This is a genomic window from Rubinisphaera margarita (assembly GCF_022267515.1).
GTDB classification, from domain to species: domain Bacteria; phylum Planctomycetota; class Planctomycetia; order Planctomycetales; family Planctomycetaceae; genus Rubinisphaera; species Rubinisphaera margarita.
The window spans coordinates 34,245-53,208 of record NZ_JAKFGB010000020.1; the positions used below are offsets into that span (position 1 = coordinate 34,245).

At 58.9% G+C, this 18,964-nt stretch carries 11 protein-coding genes; 6 read left to right on the top strand and 5 right to left on the bottom strand.

Going from position 1 to position 18,964, the window contains the following annotated elements:
• Nucleotides 1-71: 71 nt before the first annotated feature.
• Nucleotides 72-5,117 (top strand): protein kinase domain-containing protein, encoded by a 5,046-nt coding sequence (locus tag L1A08_RS18805; RefSeq protein ID WP_238758069.1) that lies wholly within the window; start codon nucleotides 72-74, stop codon nucleotides 5,115-5,117.
• A 231-nt stretch (nucleotides 5,118-5,348) separates the two neighbouring features.
• On the opposite strand, the gene glmM is transcribed toward L1A08_RS18805, so the two are convergent.
• From glmM to rpmA, 3 genes are all read right to left on the bottom strand, one after another.
• Complete coding sequence (gene glmM / locus L1A08_RS18810) at nucleotides 5,349-6,695, bottom strand: phosphoglucosamine mutase (protein WP_238758070.1); 1,347 nt, start codon at nucleotides 6,693-6,695, stop codon at nucleotides 5,349-5,351.
• Nucleotides 6,696-6,759: 64 nt separating this feature from the next.
• The gene (locus L1A08_RS18815; protein WP_238758071.1) at nucleotides 6,760-7,251 is read right to left on the bottom strand and encodes a DUF420 domain-containing protein; all 492 of its coding nucleotides are present in this window, start codon (nucleotides 7,249-7,251) and stop codon (nucleotides 6,760-6,762) included.
• A 71-nt stretch (nucleotides 7,252-7,322) separates the two neighbouring features.
• Nucleotides 7,323-7,580 carry a 50S ribosomal protein L27 gene (gene rpmA, locus L1A08_RS18820; RefSeq protein ID WP_238758072.1) on the bottom strand — a complete coding sequence of 86 codons (258 nt, stop codon included), beginning with the start codon at nucleotides 7,578-7,580 and terminating at the stop codon, nucleotides 7,323-7,325.
• A 558-nt stretch (nucleotides 7,581-8,138) separates the two neighbouring features.
• On the opposite strand from rpmA, the gene L1A08_RS18825 reads away from it, so the two are divergent.
• The 3 genes from L1A08_RS18825 to L1A08_RS18835 all read left to right on the top strand — a co-directional run bounded on the left by L1A08_RS18825 (nucleotide 8,139) and on the right by L1A08_RS18835 (nucleotide 12,571).
• Complete coding sequence (locus L1A08_RS18825; protein WP_238758073.1) at nucleotides 8,139-9,464, top strand: hypothetical protein; 1,326 nt, start codon at nucleotides 8,139-8,141, stop codon at nucleotides 9,462-9,464.
• Nucleotides 9,465-9,884: 420 nt separating this feature from the next.
• Nucleotides 9,885-12,191: a PAS domain S-box protein gene (locus L1A08_RS18830; RefSeq protein ID WP_238758074.1), complete on the top strand. Its 2,307-nt coding sequence runs from the start codon at nucleotides 9,885-9,887 to the stop codon at nucleotides 12,189-12,191.
• Between the two features lie 32 nt (nucleotides 12,192-12,223).
• Nucleotides 12,224-12,571 (top strand): histidine triad nucleotide-binding protein, encoded by a 348-nt coding sequence (locus tag L1A08_RS18835; RefSeq protein ID WP_238758075.1) that lies wholly within the window; start codon nucleotides 12,224-12,226, stop codon nucleotides 12,569-12,571.
• A gap of 18 nt (nucleotides 12,572-12,589) precedes the next feature.
• Here L1A08_RS18835 and L1A08_RS18840 read toward each other — a convergent pair whose 3' ends face one another.
• Nucleotides 12,590-14,776, bottom strand: coding sequence for a TolC family protein (locus L1A08_RS18840; protein WP_238758076.1), 2,187 nt, complete (start codon nucleotides 14,774-14,776; stop codon nucleotides 12,590-12,592).
• A gap of 401 nt (nucleotides 14,777-15,177) precedes the next feature.
• Here L1A08_RS18840 and L1A08_RS18845 point away from each other — a divergent pair, with 401 nt between their 5' ends.
• Nucleotides 15,178-16,962 carry an efflux RND transporter periplasmic adaptor subunit gene (locus L1A08_RS18845; protein WP_238758077.1) on the top strand — a complete coding sequence of 595 codons (1,785 nt, stop codon included), beginning with the start codon at nucleotides 15,178-15,180 and terminating at the stop codon, nucleotides 16,960-16,962.
• Nucleotides 16,963-17,460: 498 nt separating this feature from the next.
• Nucleotides 17,461-18,225, top strand: coding sequence for a gamma-glutamyl-gamma-aminobutyrate hydrolase family protein (locus tag L1A08_RS18850; RefSeq protein WP_238758078.1), 765 nt, complete (start codon nucleotides 17,461-17,463; stop codon nucleotides 18,223-18,225).
• A gap of 69 nt (nucleotides 18,226-18,294) precedes the next feature.
• Here L1A08_RS18850 and L1A08_RS18855 read toward each other — a convergent pair whose 3' ends face one another.
• Complete coding sequence (locus tag L1A08_RS18855; protein WP_238758079.1) at nucleotides 18,295-18,936, bottom strand: phosphoribosylanthranilate isomerase; 642 nt, start codon at nucleotides 18,934-18,936, stop codon at nucleotides 18,295-18,297.
• Between the last annotated feature and the right edge of the window lie 28 nt (nucleotides 18,937-18,964).

Genomic DNA, 18,964 nt, shown 5'->3' on the forward strand with positions numbered 1-18,964 from the left:
AGTTCAAGTTGTAGAATGATCTGTTCTCAATCCTCCGCGGGCCCACGCGGGAGTCCCAATCGGATAACATTGTGAATTCCGAAGACGAATCCATCCAGCAGCGTCGAGACTCGGCTGATGAGTCCCGGGGAGAGGAAACACTCCCTGAGGGGGATTTCCCCGTCTCGTCCGATTCCACCGACGATCCCGGCGATCAGACGGTCATGCTGCCCGATGATCCCACGGTCGATCCGCCCGAAGACGATCCGCAGAAGACGCTGGTCGATGAGGACGCCTTCCCGGTGCAGCCGCGCGCCGATCAGCAGACCATTGTCGAAATGCCCGAAGGACAGTCGACCGACGAACCGGGTGATGGCGCAGACACGTTTATTTCCGACGGGGATCTGATCGATTCCGGAGCGGCGACGGTTGTTTCCGATGAGTACGGCGAGCCCGGTCCCGATCAGACGATCGTCGACGACAGCGGCATGCGCGACTCCGACATGAAAACCATGGTCGAGGACGACTCGCATGTCGGCGAGAATCAGGATCTGAGCAAGACCTGGGGCCTGCAGATCAACTCGATCACCGACCCGGGCATGACCATTCGAGCAGCCGAGGTGACGCCCGAGGTCAATATCCCGGAGCATTACTCGATCCCGCGCCGACATCTGGCCGAGGCTGGCCCGCGCGTCGAGTCCCGTCCCGAATACGAACTTCTCAAGATCCTTGGCGAAGGGGGCATGGGAGTCGTCTGGGAAGCGCGACAGGAATCGATCCAGCGCAGCGTCGCCATCAAGATGATCAAGGGGAACATCGCCCAGAAGCCGCGGCAGGTCGAGAAGTTCATCGCCGAAGCGGTCGTGACTGGCGACCTCGATCATCCGAACATCGTCCCGATCCACGAACTCGGACAAGACGACGACGGCAACTTCTTCTACGCGATGAAGCAGGTGCAGGGGACTCCCTGGAACAAAGTCATCCGTCAGAAGTCGCTGCACGATAATCTCGACTATCTGCTGCGAACCTGCGACGCACTGGCATTCGCCCATGCACGCGGCATCATGCACCGCGACCTGAAACCCGAGAATATCATGCTCGGGGAATACGGCGAAGTGCTCGTAATGGACTGGGGCCTGGCGCTCCCAACCGACGAATACACCAAGAAAGATCTGATCTGCAGCTTTCACGGCATGGGTGGCACGCCCGCCTACATGGCTCCGGAAATGGCGACCGGGCCGCTGCATCGGGTCACCTACGCCAGTGATATCTATCTGCTCGGTGCGATTCTCTACGAGATCATCACCGGACATCCGCCGCACCGGGGACGAACCTCGCAGCAGTGTCTGGCGGCTGCCATGCGGAACATCATCCAGCCTTCCAAAGAGCAGGGAGAGCTGGCTGAAATCGCGATGAAGGCGATGGCGACCGATCCGGCCGAACGGTATCAGACCGTGAAGTCGTTTCAGTCCGCGATTCGCAACTATCTGGCTCACGAAGAGAGTCTGCAACTGTCCGCTCGTGCCGGTGATGAGCTTTCCCGAGCCGAGTCGACGCGGGACTATGCGAATTACGCCCGCAGCCTGTTCGGCTTCGAAGAAGCGATCGTTCTCTGGGGGGACAATGAAGATGCCCAGGCCGGACTGCGCAAAGCGCAGCTCGCTTATGCGGAGGTCGCTCTCGACAAGCAGGACTTCGACCTGGCCGAGTCGCTGGTCAAAGTCGATGATGAAGCCTTCACGGAACTTGTTCAGCGGATTCGGAACGCCAAACTCGACCGACAGGCCCGCAAACGGATGCTCCTGCTGGCCAAGGGAGCAATCGCGGCTCTCAGTCTGGCGATCATCTTTATTGTGGGGACTTCGTATTATCTCATCAGCAAGGAAGTCGAGCGGGCATTGCTGGCTGAGAAGGAATCGAATCACCAGAAGAACATCGCCCTCGGCGAGAAGAAGGAAGCCGAACGGCAGCGAGTCATCGCTCAAGAGGAGCGAGACAATGCTGAAAATAGTCGGATGCTCGCCGTGGCCGCTCGTGCGGAAGCAGAAGACCGGGAACAGGAAGCTCGCGAGCAGCGACAGATTGCTGTCGAGCAACGGACGGCTGCCGAGAAGGCCAAGCAGGCCGAGCAGTACGAATCTTATATCGCCCGCATTGGACTGGCGGCCGCCAAGGTCGAGGAAAACGCCTTCGCCGATGCGCTGGCTCTGCTGCTGGAGTGTCCCCCCGAGTTGAGAAACTGGGAGTGGGGGCGACTGATGTATCTGTGCAGTCAGAGTGCGGCGACCTATCGCTCCGATGCGCCGGTCGACAGTCTGGCGCTTTCCCCCGATAACACAAAGTTTGCCGCCGCCAGCTGGGACGGACGGGTTCGCGTCTGGGATATGAACTCCGAGAAAGTCATCCAGACATTGCCCCATGAGGGAATCTACGTCCATTCCGTCGACTGGTCGCCGAAGGCGAATGTCATCGTGACCGGCAGCGCGGATCGAAATGGGAACGTGAAAGTCTGGAATACCGACTCGGGCGAACTGCTGCATCAGGTGGGAGGCCACGATGACGCCGTGGTCGGAGTCCGCTTCAGCGACAATGGTCAATGGTTGATGACCTGTTCCTATGACAACACCGCGACGCTGTGGAAAGTTACGTCCGACTTCAGCCTGGAACGGGCCTGTACGCTCAAAGGACATACCTGGTGGGTCTGGGACGCCGCCTTTATTCCGAATTTCGACCCGGCCTCGGCGGAACGAAACCGAATCGTCACGGTCAGTCAGGATGGAAAGGCGATCGTCTGGAAGATTTCCGCCGATGCGACAGCGGCGGCTCCAATTGTGGAGTACGTCGAACACGACGGTCCGGTTTACAGCGTTGATTTTCATCCTGCCGGTGAGCGGGTCGTGACAGCCGGGTACGACCGCAGCATTCAAGTGTGGAATCCAGCGAAAGTCCGTCCTTTTGATTTCGATGCGGCTGTTCAGGGGGACAAGGTTCCTTCCCAGGAGTATCTGAAGTTTGAAGAGCACACTGGACCGGTCCGCTGCGTCCGCTTTGCCGGAGAAGGCAAACTGATCGTCAGCGGAGCCCAGGACAACGCAGTTAAAGTCTGGGATCTGGAAGCGGGCCGAGCAATCAAGACATTCCGGGGACACGACAGCGCCGTCCGTGATTGTCTCATGACGAGCGACGGCCGCAGTCTGCTCTCCTGTTCGGAAGACCAGAAGACGATCCGCTGGTCCGTCGATGCATACGCGGAGATCCAGACCCTCAACGGCCAGAAGCTCGATGGACACCGGGATGCAATTCTGTCGGCTCAGTTCACACCCGACGGGTCGCGGGTGTTGACCACGAGTCGAGATCGTTCGGCATGGTTGTGGGACATCAAATCCGGCACGCCGGAGATGATTTTCCAGGAAGGGCACCGCTACCTGAGTTCGTCGGCTCTGTTCCTGAAAGAAGAGCGCTTCCTCGCCACGGCGGCTGCTGACAACTCCGTCCGTTTGTGGAACGCGGAGACCGGAACGGAAATCGTCCGGCTGCCTCAGACCGGACGATCCGGACTGGTGGCAATTTCGTCCGATGAACGACGCATGGCGACCGGCAGCGAAGAAGACAGCATTCTTGTTTGGGACATCTCAGGGCTCGAGCAGGAGAAGAAGCCGGTCCTGCTGTGCGAGCTGCGGGGGCACAATCATCCCGTCACAGCTCTGGCGTTCGTTCCCGGCACTCAACAGCTGGCTTCCGGCGATGCCCATGGCCGCTGCATCCTCTGGGACACCGAGACCGAGAAGCCACTCTGGTCGGTCCGACACAACACGCTCAAAATCTCCGAACTGCGTTGCAGCGGAAATCCGCCCGTTCTGTTCTCGGCCAGTCACGACAACACGATTGGAGTGATTGACGTCTCGAACGGCAAAGAGCTTCTTGATCGCGTGATGAAGCATGAGCACGCCGTGATCTCTGTCGATCTCGCTTTGGAAGCGAGTCGCCTGGTGTCAGTCACGTCGCCGCCGCAGGAAGAGGAAGGAAGTGTATCGAACTCCAAGTTGTACCTCTGGGATATTGAGGCCGGTAAGCTGCTGAAAACGATCCCGCTGGCGGGCTTCGCCGTGAACGATATTCTTACGACCGCTGATGGGCAGATCTGCTATGCGACATGCAGCGACAATACGGTCAAACGGATTGACGTGGAGACCGGTAGCGTCGAACTCCTGATCGATGGCCATCGCCACGGCGGCCTGCTGTGGTCATCCCTGTTGAGCCGCGATGGCCGACGGTTGTTGACCGTCGGCGGAATTGATGCCCGACTGTGGGATGTAAACTCCCGCCGGGAGCGGATGTCGTTCGGACCACACGGAGCTGTCGCAGCTGCGGCGGTTCATCCCGATGGCCGAACGGTTGTGACGGGAAGCTGGGATCAGTCACTCAAGTTCTGGGATGTCTCGACGGGCCAGTCGAAGCGAAAGATTCCGGAAGCTCACAATGGTTACATCAACAGCGTCGACTTTTCCCACAATGGCAAGTTCCTCGTCACCGGGGGAGATGATGGCATGGCAATCATCTGGAACTACGCGGAAGCCCGGGAAGTTCGCAAACTCAAGGGGCATCGTTCCGGAGTGAATCTGGCGATCTACTCGCCAGATGACAAGGTGATTCTGACCGCTTCGCGGGATCGAACGCTGCGGTTGTGGAATGCTCACAACGGCGAACTGATTCATGAATTCGCCGATGGCCACGAGTGGGCCGTCCTCTCCGCCGGTTTTTCGCCGGACGGAACCCGCATCGTTTCCGGGAGTGAAGACAACAAGGCCGTGCTCTGGGATGCGATGACCGGCGAGCAGATTGCTCAGATCAAGGGGCACACGGCGGCCGTTACGTCCGTCGCGTTCTCCAACGACGGCCAGCGAATCCTGACCGCGAGCCGCGACAACACGGCGAAACTCTGGGACGCCACGCCTGGCTACGAAGGGCAGGAGATCCTGACGCTGAAGAACCACCAGCAGGAAGTCACCGCGGTGGACTTCTCCCCCTCGTCACTGGAGGTCCTGACCGGCAGCCGGGATGGAACAGCGATTATCTGGCCCGCCGTCAACTGGCGTGAAGAACAACCCCGCGTCGTCGAAGCCGACGCCACTCCGTAACCCCGCGGTTCGGGGGAGCAGGGGTATGCTGAGAGACGGCTCTACTTGTTCACGCCAGCAAGACGCCGACCCCGCAAATCCCAACCCGAAGCGTGAGCGAGGGCCGGCTGGACAAGCGACGTCGAGTTCCCTCGCTGACGCTTCGGGTTAGGAATGGGTTTCCATGTTCCACGGAGACTCGTGAAGCCGTGACCATTCGCATCCGCAGGATGCCACCGGTGAGACTGGGGCTTAGCCCAGTTGCCGGGTGATGACGTCGCGGGCTTCTTCGCAGAGGGCGGTGGCGTCATCGGAGGTCGGAGCTTCGGAGATCACGCGGACGATCGGTTCGGTGTTGCTGGCCCGGACCTGCACCCAGCGGTCGTCCCAGTCGAGGCGAAGTCCGTCGCCATCGGTTGGGACGGCGGTGCTGTAGTGGCGACTCAATGCCTGACAGGCGGTCGCCACCGCTTCACGCGGGCAGGAGAGCTTCGACTTCACGATCGCATACTTCGGAATCGAGTCGACCCAGGTGGAGAGTGACTGATTGCGAGCCGTCAGTCCGGCGAGAACATACGCCATCGAAACGAAACTGTCCCGGACGAAGCCCACACGAGGTTCGATCACGCCGCCGTTGCCTTCACCGCCGATGAGAGCATCGACCTCGAGCATCTTCGCGGTGACGTTCGCCTCGCCAACGTGGGATCGGTAGAACGGGCAGCCATGACGTTCGGCCAGGTCGGCGGTTACACGGCTCGTCGAACCATTGACGACAACCGGCCCTTTTTGTGTGCTGAGCACATGATCGACGGCCAGCGCCAGCGTCAGTTCTTCGCCGATGTATTCCCCGTGCTCGTTGACGATCGCCAGACGGTCGGCGTCGGGGTCCTGAGCGAATCCGACATCGGCTCCGACTTCGCGAACTTTGGCACAGAGGCTGGTCAAATTCTCCGCGAGTGGTTCGGGCACATGTTCAAACTGACCATCGGCGACGCCGCCCATCACAATGACTTCACAGCCAAGTTGCTCCAGCAAAGCTGGTGTGGCGACAGCGCCCGATCCATGATTGCAGTCGAGAACGACTTTGAACCGTTTCTGTTTAATCGCGGCCGCATCAACGAGTTTGAGCACGCGGTCAATGTGAGGACCCGCGGCATCAGAGAGATTCTCGACGGAGCCAATCTGATCGTGCGGAACGTATGCAAACTTCCGGGAATCGAGCAGCGAGAGCAGTTCGCTTCCTTCGGCCTGGTTGTAGACCGAACCTCGTTCGTTGAAAGGCTTCAGTCCGTTCCAAGGGACCGGGTTGTGGCTGGCGGTGATCTGGAGTCCGCCCTGAGCTTTGTAGTGGGTGACGAGCACGCCGCACGTTGGTGTCGTCGCGATGTCGGCGTCAATCACTTTGCAGCCGGTCGCCATCAGTCCGGAAAGCACGGCATGCTTGACCATCGTGCCACTCGCTCGGCCGTCGCGGGACAGCACGACCGTGCCTCCCTGAGCCCGGGTTCCGACTGCGGCCGCGAACTGACAGAGAAAATCGGGGTCGAGTCCATCACCCGCGATCGCGCGGAGTCCGGAGATGCTGAGGATGCGTTGCATGAAGTTGATTCCTTCCTGGAAACTTCAACGTCCGCGTTCGGCTCCTGCCGGGACAGGCAACTCTCTACCGGACGAAGGCAAAGTAGTAGAAGATGAGTCCAGTGATGGACGTCATTGTCAGATCAATGGCACTGGCCCAGCCCAGAAACGCGTGCTTGCGGCTGTGACGGCCTGGCGTGACTGGGCGGGGGAACTTTCGCAGGGCTTCGAACATCGTCCAACCCCAGAGAAACGGGGTCGAGATCGCGAAGACGAGGTGAATATACAGGACCTGCGCGACCTCGGAAAGCTCTTCTGGCGTCATCCGGGGCTGGGAGGGGTCCTTATTCACGATGGCCTGCCAGCCGCCGTGCAGCTGCATGTCAACTTCGAAGAGCAGAACGGCGACGAAGAGCAGCAGTGAGAGCAGGATCTGCAGTTTCTTGTGCAGGTGATATTGCCGCCGGAACTTCACCGCCCAGATGCTGTAGCAGAGAATCGGGACGACGAGGGCGAGGGCGCATACGACCACGTCCAGCATCAGCGACGCGTCAAAGCCGAGGAAGCCTCGATACATGCACTTCCCTCTTGGAATGCCAACAAAAAAAGCCGCATGCAACGATGCGGCTTTGTGTCTCCGTCGATGGTCTAGCTGGCGGAAGCAGCCGGCTCGACATTGATGCGACGACCGTTACGGTCGAAGTACACAGTTCCCTCGGTCAGAGCGAACAGCGTGTAATCGCAGCCCATGCCGACATGTTTGCCAGGATGCCACTTGGTGCCGCACTGACGGATCAGAATGTTTCCGGCCAGTACCGACTCGCCGCCGAACTTCTTCACGCCACGACGCTGTGCGTTGGAATCGCGACCGTTACGACTGGATCCTTGTCCCTTCTTATGTGCCATTGCTCAAATCTCTGACGTTCTACGCGGTTATGGAAATATGGAGTTCTTCCGTGTTTATTCAGGGCTCCAAATAATATCGGCCCTCCACGTAGCTTTCAAGACCGCAGACCGGTCCTTTCCGCCGAAATCCTCGGGTCTGAAAATCGGCCGATTTTCGCTCTGGACGGCAGAAGGGAGACCGCGTGCAATCATATTCGGGGAATTTGATGGGATTTGGTCCCAATGCTGATTCCGGCTCCTCCGGCGCTGGGATCGGGGTGTGGATGGTAACCTGTAGGACTTCTAACGGCTCTGCGTCGACGAGTTGCGGGAATCTTCGGCGGGGGTCAGCTTTTGATTAAGTTCCCTCACCCCCCAGAGCTATCCTTGAGGAAAAATCGGAACACCGATGGTGAAAACGATCAATATTCGTTCCGACCGAGGAATGAGGTTTGCATCGTCCAAGCTGCCAGGATGATAATGGACGGTCTAGGTCAGCGAATCACGTTTTAAATGTCATGCTGCAGGAGGTTGCATTGGCTGGGATCAAATTTAGCAACTGTGAGGGGAGAGGGATAAATGAAACGCTTGATTGCTGGGGTTGCTGTCATGGTGATGGCGATGTCGGCTGGGGTCGCCAACGCTAATGGCCTTTGTGGGGCATGCAATTACAGCTGCTGTCCGCCGGCCGCCTGTCAGCCGTCCTGCTGTTACACCACCTGTAAGGTTGAACGTCAGACCTGTTACCGTACGGTCTACGAAACTGTCTGCGAACCGCAGCAGTACACCGCCTGCCGAACCGTGTACGACACGGTTTACGAAGACGTCCCGCAGACCTGCTACCGAGTTGAATACGAGCAGGCTTGTCGGACCGAAAGCTACACCGTGCAGCGGCCGGTCTTTGAGACCAGCTTCCGCGAGCACACATACACCGTACAGCGTCCGGTGTATGAAACTTCTCAGCGCGAATGTCACTATCAGGTTCAGCGTCCAGTCTGGGAAACGCATCAGCGCCAGGTCCAGCGGGTCGTCTGCCGTCCTGTCACCGAGACGATCAATCGTCAGGTGTGCCGCACGGTCTACCGCAATGTGACAGAAACCGTGAACCAGACTCGCTGCTACACCGTAATGCGACCGGTGACGACTTATCACACCGTTCGCCGCGACTGTGGTCAGTGGACCTGTCAGCCGGTTCACATTCCGGGACCGCGGGTTCCCCGCGTCGTCTGCGATCCTTGCGGCATGCCTCGCGTCTGCATGGTTCAGTGCCCGGGTTACACCGTTCAGCGTCGCGTTTGGTGCCCGAACGTTGTCGAGCAGCAGGTTCCCTGCACTCGCTACGTGCCTCAGGTCGTTCAGCAGAACTGCCCGGTGCAGGTTTGCCGCGTCGTTCCTGAGCAGGTCGTCGAGAACTGTCCGGTTCAAGTGACTCGCGTCGAACGTGACGTCGTGACCGAAAACGTGCCAGTTCGCGTCTGTCGCTGGGTGACCGAAACCAAGACACAGATGGTGCCTCTCCAGACCTGTCGTATGGTCACTGAGCAGAAAGTTTGCCGCGTGCCTGTTCGGACCTGTCGTATGGTCTCTGAAGAACGCACCCGTCAGATTCCTTACTGTGTCGCCAAGCAGGTGCCGTACACCGTGAACCACCGGGTCGCCAAGTGCGTGCCACGTCAGGAGAACTACACCGTCACCCGCATGGTCGCTAAGACGGTTCCTCGTCAGGTCGCCTACGAAGTCTGCCGTCTCGTTCCGGTCACTGTTTGCAACGACAACCCCTGCAACACCGGTTGCAGCGACTGTCAGAACAACGGAACCTACGAGTCGAATTATCTGACTCCGGGAACGATCTATGAGAACAACATCCAGCCGACTCCCGATGAGATCGGTGGCGATGAAGTTTAACTGAGTGGAGCCTACGGCTCCGTTCGGTGACTGAAAATTCAAGCAGACGTCCTTTCTGAAGGGCGTCTGCTTTTTCAGTTTTACGTACGGATATCACGGTCCACTCAGGAAAAACTCGACCCGCAGCTGAAATCCGGGTAGACTTATTGACAGTCGTGACGATCGGAACACGCGGAACCTTGTCCCAATTCCTGGTACATTCGTGGTCAGAACGGGCCGCGTTCACTCTCGGGAAACCTGCCTGCGATCAGAACGAGAAGGAAGTGCAACTCTGCCAAAATTGTCGAGAGATCGAACGCTCCTGGACGGACAGAATCGGCTGACATGGACAACCGAGTAGACAGCGCCACCGATATGTCGGGAAGAGCTCCATCTCGGAGCTCCGGTTCAGGAACCTGGCTGCCCGCCGAAATTCCGGGGATGTCTGTCCTCTCGCTCCTCGAGAATATCCTCAGCAATACCTCCCTCGTCCTCTGGGTCGTCGATGCGAATGGGACTTTCCTGCTGTCCCGCGGAGCCGGCCTCCAGGATATCGGGCTGGCAGACGACGAAGTTGTCGGGCAGTGTCTGTTCGATATGTACGCGAACTATCCAGACGTCTGCGACCAGATGCGGCGGGCGCTTCGAGGCGAGACTTCTCACGAATTCACGGATGTGGAAGGGGCGTGCTTCGAGAACTGGTTTTGCCCTCTGGTCAACGACGACGGCGAAACGCTGGGGATGGTCGGGATCTCGAATTCGATCACGGAACTCTCCCAGACACGGGAACGGCTCAAAGAGAATCGGTTCCGTTTCGAAGCGATGTTCAACCAGGGACCGGCGATGATGGCTCTCGTCGCCAACGAGAGTGGGAAGATCATCGAGGTCAACGACGCGTTCACGAGAGTCACCGGCATTTCACAGTCCGATGCGGCAGGCCGGCAGTTCCAGGAACTGGATCTCTTCAGTTCGACCGGAATCGAAACGCTCGCCAACCCCACGATTGAGAACGAGCCGTTCGAATTAACCACCCGCAGTGGAGAACGCCGTCTCTTCCGGCTGAGCACTCGCACCTTTCGGTATCAGGGCGTGCTGTCATGTCTGGTCATCGGGCAGGATGTCACGAAAGAAGAACTGGCCCGGGCCGCTTTGATGGAAAGCGAGTTCCGATTCGAGAGCCTGGCCATGCAGGCCCCAGTCGGAATTTTTCAGTGTGATCGCGACGGCAGGATCTTTTTCGCCAATCCTCATTTCTGGTCCTGTTTCGACATCGAAGCGCTGCGGGAGCAGTATCCGACGCTCGAGACCGGATCGATCAATCCCGAACTCGACGTCTGCTGGTACCAGCTGTTTCAGGACGAATACCAGACTCTGCAAACCGTCTGGCAACGGAGGATTACTCAAAAGACTCCATTCCGCATGCGATTGAGTCCGCTGGTTCCCGCGCGAGATGTTGAGACGGTGTCGCTGCATCTGCAGGAGTCGGAGTCAGGTCGGTTTCTCGGGACATTAATCGACATGACCGGAGTGGCTCGCGCGGAAAGCGTGTCTGCTCTCCGGCAACGAGAGCTGGAAAAAGCGGTCCGTTCACGCACGGCTGAACTCGATCACCTGAACCGCAAGCTCACTACGGAAGCAGAGTCCAGAAAACAGGCCGCTGAAGAACTTCAGCTCTCGCAGGGACATCTGCAGGCTGTGCTCGAAAACGCTGTCGATCTGATTTGCCACGTCGATAAGGAAGGGCGGATCAAGTACGTCAACCGCGTCGTGACCCCCGGCGTCCGTCGGGAAGATGTAATTGATTCGAAGGTTTTCAGCTGGATGAAGCCCGAGTACCTCGAGCCGTCCCGCGAGGCGCTGCGGGCGGTGATCGAGCAGGAAAAGCAGATCGAACTCGAGATGCAGATTGACATTGGCGAAGAAGATCGCTGCATCAATTCCCGATGGGGCCCGGTCTACAGCGGTGGAGAGGTCGTCGGAGCCACGATTGTCGGAACGGATGTCACCGAGATCCGCCGCTTGGAAGCGGTCGCGAAGCAGAGGCAGGCGGAACTCGCCCACCTTTCGCGGCTCAGCTTGATGGGCGAAATGTCGGCCCGACTGTCGCACGAACTCAAGCAGCCGTTGATGTCGATCGGAGGCTTCGCCCGAGGTTGTCTCTATCGGGTCCGTTCCGGGGAAATGCAGCAGGCGGAACTCGAGACGATGCTGGAACAGATTGCCGATCTCTCCCTGCAGGCTCGGAAAATCGTCCAGCAGACGCGAGACTTCGTCGCCAATCGACCCTTCCTGAAACAACGGTCTGATCTCCATGAGATCGTCAATCGTTCCCTGGAACTGGTTCGTGCGGAACTGTCGAACGTCCCGGTGGCGGCCCAGCTCTCCATTCCGGAAGACATCCCCAAAGTCAACGTCGATCCGACACAGATCCAGCAGGTCTTCGTCAACCTGCTGCTCAACGCCATCGACGCCATTCGCACGAGCCGCAAGGCGGTGAGTCATGCCATTTCGGTTTCGGCCAGTCTCAAGCGGGATGGGTACGTCACCGTGAGAATTGAAGACACAGGGGATGGCATTCAGGGAATCGAGAACGATCGACTGTTCGCCGCCTTCCAGTCGACCAAGGAGAACGGTTTAGGGATGGGCCTGGCGATCTGCCGGGGAATTCTGGAGAATCACCTTGGCGAACTGCGGCTCGTGTCCACTTCCGCTGAAGGGACGATCTTCGAAGCCGATCTGCCTCTTTAATCACGCTGTTTCCCTGAAGAAAGGCCGTACCTGTGGCTGAGGAAAAGACGATTTTCGCCCGGATTATCGACGGAGAAATCCCTGCCGACATCGTTCATTCCGACGATCTCTGCATCGCCTTCCGCGATATCAAACCTCAGGCTCCGGTGCACATTCTGGTCATTCCCCGGAAGCCGATCGCCTCGTTGTTTGATGCGACCGCGGAGGATCGCATGCTGCTCGGACATTTGATGCTCGTCGTCCGCGACCTTGCTCTGCAGGAAGGTCTGGAAGAAGGGTTTCGTACCGTGCTGAATACGGGAGCAGGGGGCGGTCAGGAAGTCTTTCATCTGCACTTCCATCTGCTCGGCAAGCGGAAGCTGAACTGGCCGCCGGGCTGAGTCTCGTTTTGCAAGATTCTACTCGATGGGCGCGGCGAACAGGTCGCGGGGAAGCTCCGCGGCCCGTGGCGCGTTCGGCAACGGCGTAAGCATGGGAGCGGTTGCCTGTGATTTGTCTTCCGCTTCCTCGTCTGGTTCCGGCAGAGGAATTGGAGCCGGCGTCTGCTCGAAGTAATCTCCCGGTAGTTCATGATGAACCGGCTGAGGAGCCGGGATCGCCATCGGTTCACTCACGATGACCCGTGAATTCGGATCGGATGTCGTGCCGTGACTGATAATGTTCGGCTCGTTAATCCAGCGAGGCAACTCTTCCCGCGGAGACTTCCGGCGTTCCATGCGAGCGGCGAATTCGTAGGCGTCGTCGGTCCACGGACCCTCGGAAACATGCACGGAACAGTATTCGAGATAGGTTCCTTTCTCGAAGTGCACGTTCCGAACGGCGACGTTGTATTCCAGCACCGCCAGATAGTACGCACTCTTTGCGGCTGAGTAACGTCGCTGTGCTTCCAGGAGAACATTGACCGGAGCCTGATCGGCTTCGTAGGCGGCCATCAGCGCGTTGACCTGGTCGGCCGCGGCTTTGAGGCGGTTGCGAACGGTCTGCAGAACTTCCCAGGCCCGAATCGTTTCGGTCATGGCATTGCTCAGGTCGTGGACGATCAGTCGCTCCTGTTCCTGCAGCAGTTTGCGGGACCGGGCCACATGAAACTCGGCATTGCGAACGCCAGCATGAGCGCGGCGATTTCCGATCGGAATATCGAGCTCGACCCCAAGTTCCCACTCCTGGAATCGACCCGTGGCCAAATCGCCCCAGGCGTTGTCGAACTGAGGAGCTCCGCCGTCGCTAGGGTTTGTCAAGGTTTCGCCGAAACCCCGCCAGCGATACAAGCCGACGGCATCGAGTTCCGGCAGCAGCAGCTTCTTGGCCGCGACCAGTTCGAGTTCCTTCTGCTTGACGACCCACTTCTGGCGTCGCAATTCAGGCCGCTGTTCCACCGATTCCAGCAGGCTGCTGTCCCAGTCGAAGCAGACCGGAGCGGCCAGCGGTTCATCGCTTGGTCGCAGCAGGCAACAGTCGTTGATTGGCAGGCCAATCATGTAGCGCAGTCGCCGTTCTGCTCGAAGCACGCCGCCCTTGCCTTTGAATGTTCCACCCGCCGCGCCGTTAAAGGCCTGCGTGCCGTCCTCGGGTTTACCGTTCAAGGCGTTCTGAACGTCTTCCTCGAAGCGATAATACTGCTCGCGAGCCTGAGCTTCCTTGTCGGCTTCTCCGCCAGCACGGCCGAGTTGTTTGAGCGTATCAATGCGACGCCACAGTTCGAGAGCTGAATCCCGGGCGGCGATCTTGGCATCGAGATCGCGGTAAGCGAAGTAGAGATCCCAGTAAGCGTTCTCGACATCAGTCAGGAAGTCCCGAACTGAGATCTCGAACTCGCTTTGCGAGATGTCGGTGTTCGTGCGGGCGACGAGGACCCCGTTGTACAAGCCGGGAGTCTGACTGTTTCCGACTGTCTGCCAGTAGTCGATGCCGTAGCCCTGAAGCAGCGGCTGGCGAACTTCTGTTTCCAGCAACGACGTCCAGGCCCCCGGAAAGCGGTTACCGGGAGCGTTGTTCTTGTCGTAATCGGTGATGTTTCTCAGATAATATTCAGTACCGACAGCACTCTGCTTGGCCAGCTGAGCCTGAAACACGGTCGCTTCCTGTTGCAGCAGCCGGGTGCCGCCGCCGAAGAACTGGTTATTCAGGGCCCGGTCGTTGTTCTGATGGAAGACACTCGCTCCGAACGAGGTATCGAACGCGCTGAGTGCAGCCTGAACGCCGAAGCGGGGATCGGTTTCGCGAATTGCCGGGTCGAACGACGTCGTCACGGCTTCCGGGGCTCGAAGAACGGTCCCTCCGAGATTCCGCATGACTTTGGAGTGTTCCAGAGCCAGATGCACCGCGTCCTGCAAAGCGAGATCCCGATAGTTCACCGAGTTCAGATCCGTGATGAGACTGACCGGGCAGGTGTTGAGTAACGCATCGCCGGGGACAGGCTGCTCGAGTTCCGGGTATTCGATCTGACTGGCGCGAGCGATGTAATGCTCGTGCGAATCGGCCGTAACACTGGCCGAATGCGTTTTCGAAGACTGACAGCCCGTCAGTGGAGCCAAAGCAATCGCCAGCACAGTGCAGCTTGCCCAGAAGGCGCAGCGGGGGCCCATCCCGATTCTGGTCGAGATCGAGCGCGGTGGCCGATGTTGGCTGGAAATGAAGATCAAACTGGCGCCCCGTCCCTGGGCTTGCGGAAAACTGGTTTCGCATCCATGCATACCGTATCGCCCCGATGCGACAGCGCAGAATCGGAGCGGTCTTTTCCCTTATCGATCTATCGGTTGTCCCGACGCGACTCGTGACAGTTTCCGAACGCTTCACGGCCGTACGATCAGAAAGACAGGAGTAGTCCGCCTCGCTTCTCCAGCTTGCCGCAATCCCCTGGCTCCAGAGGAATCGTTCGCCCCCTCGTGAAAAATCACCCCGGGTCTGGTAGAAGAGAGGACAATTCGGACAATGCTCCTGTGAGACCATCCCAGGACAGCACCCTCTGACGAGCTCTCTTCCTCTAATGAGTTCCTCGCCTGACATTTCGCAGGAAGTTCGTGAACTTCTCGGTTCCTCAATAGCCTGGCTGTTCTGGAGCAGAGAGGCTTCTTCGCGATTTGTCCTCAGGGCCGCACACGGGTTCGGAAATCAGAACATTGAGACGCTGCAGCGGGAATGGACTGGCCACGCGGACCTGCTGGAACAGTGTCTGGAAGCAGGGAAACCGCTTCGGGCGGAAGCGCGAACGTCATCTGCGGACACCACGGCCTCTGCGGTGGAACTGATCGCGATTCCCCTTTCGACAGAAAATCAGACGGGGGTGCTCGAACTCTGCTTCACTTCAGCAGAAGGTGCCGCGCAGTTTCTGCAGTCAGAACAGCTCAACGCGATCAACGCATCCGGTCCGCGATGGTTGCGGCAGATCTCAGCCGGTTCGAGTCCAACTTCTCAGCCAGAATCCCCGCTGCTGCGAGAATTGAATCGGATTCGCGAGTCGACGCCGGCCGCCGAGTGCATGCAAGCCTATCTCGACGAACTGATCGTGCTCCGTGCCGCCGACCGATGTTCTCTCGTGTCCCGTCGCGGAACAACAGCTCGAATCCTTGCCGTCAGCGGCGCTGCGTCTCCGAGCGCCCGTTCTCAGGTGATTCGCTCACTGCGCTCGCTCGCCGGGGCTTTGCCTGCTCAGCATGCCGGCGCCCCATCGCAGTTGTCGGCGGCGGATTTGACGGTCCACGGTCTCAGTGCGCAATCCGCGAGCGTGTATGTCGTGCAGTCGGGAGCTGATGTCCGGCGGCCCGAACTGCTGCTCATCGCCGAACACTTCCAGGGGGAGTCGACCTCCGGCACCAGTGAGTTCGAACGGCAATTCCCCTTGTGGCAGCTGGTCCTGGCCGGCGCAGCCGGCCTCCGTCCTGCACGTGTTGCGGGGCGTTTCTGGAACTGGAAGAGCGGACTGGCAGCCGCAGCGGTAGTCGCAATTGGTTTCATTCCGGTTCCATTTACAATCACCGCTTCAGGGGAACTCGTCCCAGTTGAACGACAGAACGTCTACGCTCCGGAGCAGGGATTGATCCGTGGTGAAGATCTGCAACTCCCACCCGATGGCCATGTCGCCTCGGGCGAGGTCGTTCTGCGTATCACGAGTCCCGAGCTGCAGCGACGAGTCAGCGAAGTCGAAGGCGAGATCGCGACTGTCAGCGAACAGATTCGCAGTTTGCGAAACACACGGTCTGGACTCGAACGCACGTCGAACGAAGAACGAACTGTCGACCTGGATGTCGGGATCCGCCTGGCCGAACTCACGGCTCGACTGGCGGGATTCCAGGCCGAAAAACAATTGCTGAACTCCCGTCTTGAATCTCTTGAGGTGCGCAGTCCGATCGAAGGGGAGGTCCTGACGTGGGACGCGTCTCGCATCCTGAAAGACCGGCCTGTGGAACGTGGTCAACTTCTGTTGACGGTCGGGGATCCCGAAGGGAGCTGGGAAGGCATCGTTCACATTCGGGATGTCGATCTGCAATTCGCCCGGCAGAATCTGGCCGAGGAAGGCTCCGTGCATCTCTCGGCTGCCGCCAACGCGCAACTGAAGTGGACTGGACAGTCCGTGCAACTGGCGGGCGTCGTCGAAACCGATCCCTCCGGCAGAGCATCTGCGCCGGCCTCCATCGCAGTTTCTGACGTGGACCCGGATCAGGTCCGTCCCGGCATGCGGATCGAAGCCCGCTTTGACTGCGGAACCGCTCCGCTGTTCTTCGTGCTCTTCCGCGGTCCGATCGAGACACTTCGAAGCTATCTCTGGTGGTAATGTTGTAAGTGTCTTGTCGGCAGTGCGTTACGGCGATGTTGCTGTGGCTCTCGTGTCGGGGTTCGTAAGATGTGCACGAGCTGCGATGTGGTCACCTGGAGCCTGGACCACTAGATCTAGCGTGGGGAAATTAATCTTGCACAAAATCATCAAAACGCTTTACAGCCCGTTGGGGCGACGATAAAACTGCGACACCTTCATCGAAATGATCTTGACGAGCCCGTAAGGATGCGGGGGGCGATGAAGGCGAACGAATGTCGTTCAATCGGCGCACGCTGTCAGGGAAGATAAGCATGCCGGGGTTGCTTCCAGCAGACCGATCGCTTTCGGCTGTTGCAAACACGCTTCCGTTTGCTCATTGCACTGTCCGCGCGTCTATTGCGGCATTCTCCAGTTCTGCGAACCTTGAACTGATCGACCCGTGCAACGTATGACAGGGACGTTGCGGGAAAACTCGACAGGGCAGGGTGTGGAAACCAGCCTACGGAAGGATCCAACATGTCGACCAAACCCATTATCGGAATCAACTGCGACTTTCGGCCCGCTCGCAAAGATGCGATTGCTCTGAGCTGGATTAACACCGGCTACTACGACACGGTCACCGCAGGGGGCGGCATCCCACTCGTCTGTCCTCCCTACGCCGACGACAACGACCTGAAGCAATTCCTCAATATGGTCGACGGCATCGTGCTGACCGGCTGCAAGCTCGACCTCGATCCGGTTCGGATGGGACTGGAAAAACATCCGGCGACCCGCGTCATGCCGCAGCGTCGCGAAGACTTTGACCGTCGTCTCGCCAAGATGGCTTACGAACTCAAGATCCCAGTCCTCGCCATCGGTTCCGGCATGCAGCTGATGAACGTGATCTGCGGCGGATCTCTCTACACCGACGTTTCCGAAGCGGTTCCCCGTCCGCTTCACCACCGCGATTATGTGGAAGACACGCTCCGCCACGTTCTCGAAATCGTCCCCGGTTCGCGGATGGACGATATCTATGGCCCCGGCGAAATTCGCGTCAACAGCGATCACCACATGGCCATTGACCAGCTCGCCCCGCTCTTCCGCGTGGGAGCGACCACGCCAGACGGTATTATCGAAGCTTACGAAACAATCAGCGACGACTGGTTCTGCCTGGGTGTGCAGTTCCATCCGGAAAGCGAAAGCGCTTCCGCTCTCGACATGCAGGTCATCGACGCCTTCCTCGAATCCTGCAAAGAGCCGACACCGGAATTCCTCAGCTTCACGCAAGGCCGCGCTGCCTGAGAGTGGGTGTCTTGAGCAATTGACCCAGTAAATTTAAAGAGAGCTGCGGACGCGTGTTCGCAGCTCTCTTTACGCGCCGCGGGCGTTACGAACAAATCCGGCGACCAGTTCGCGACTCTTGCGTCCGTCCCGTTCCACTCCACTGGCGGTATCCACGCCCCAGGGGGAAACCGCAGTGATCGCGTCGCCGATATTTTCTGGAACCAGTCCTCCAGCGAGAATCAGTGGAGGTAACGTATCGCGATCATATCCAGTCGCCAGAGCCGGCCAGTCGACTGTCTTGCCGCTTCCACCGAACTGCCCCGGAACGCTGGCATCGATCAGGCAGGCAAACGGCTGGACACCTTTGGCTGCGAGTTGTTTCAGTTCGTTTCGCAGGGGGTCCAGACCATCCGTGCCGAGACGATGCACCCAGATCAGCGACCGATGCGCGAGGCGAGCGGCGTCTGCAGCCGTGTAGTCCCCATGCAATTGCACATGGTCGAGCTGTAATCGTTCCGCCAAATCGTCGATCTCGTCCGGCGGCGTATCGACAAAGACGCCCACCCTCGCAATTTCGTCGGGGATTTGCGCGGAAATCGCGGCGGCCGTTTCTTCCGTCACGAACCGAGGCGTCCCTGCATAGAAGTTGAGACCGATGGCGTCGGGCGCTGCGGCGACGACGTCGGGAGCTTCTTCAGGAACTCTTAATCCACAGATCTTGATCCACATCGGTTCTTCTCTGTCTGGCCGGACACGG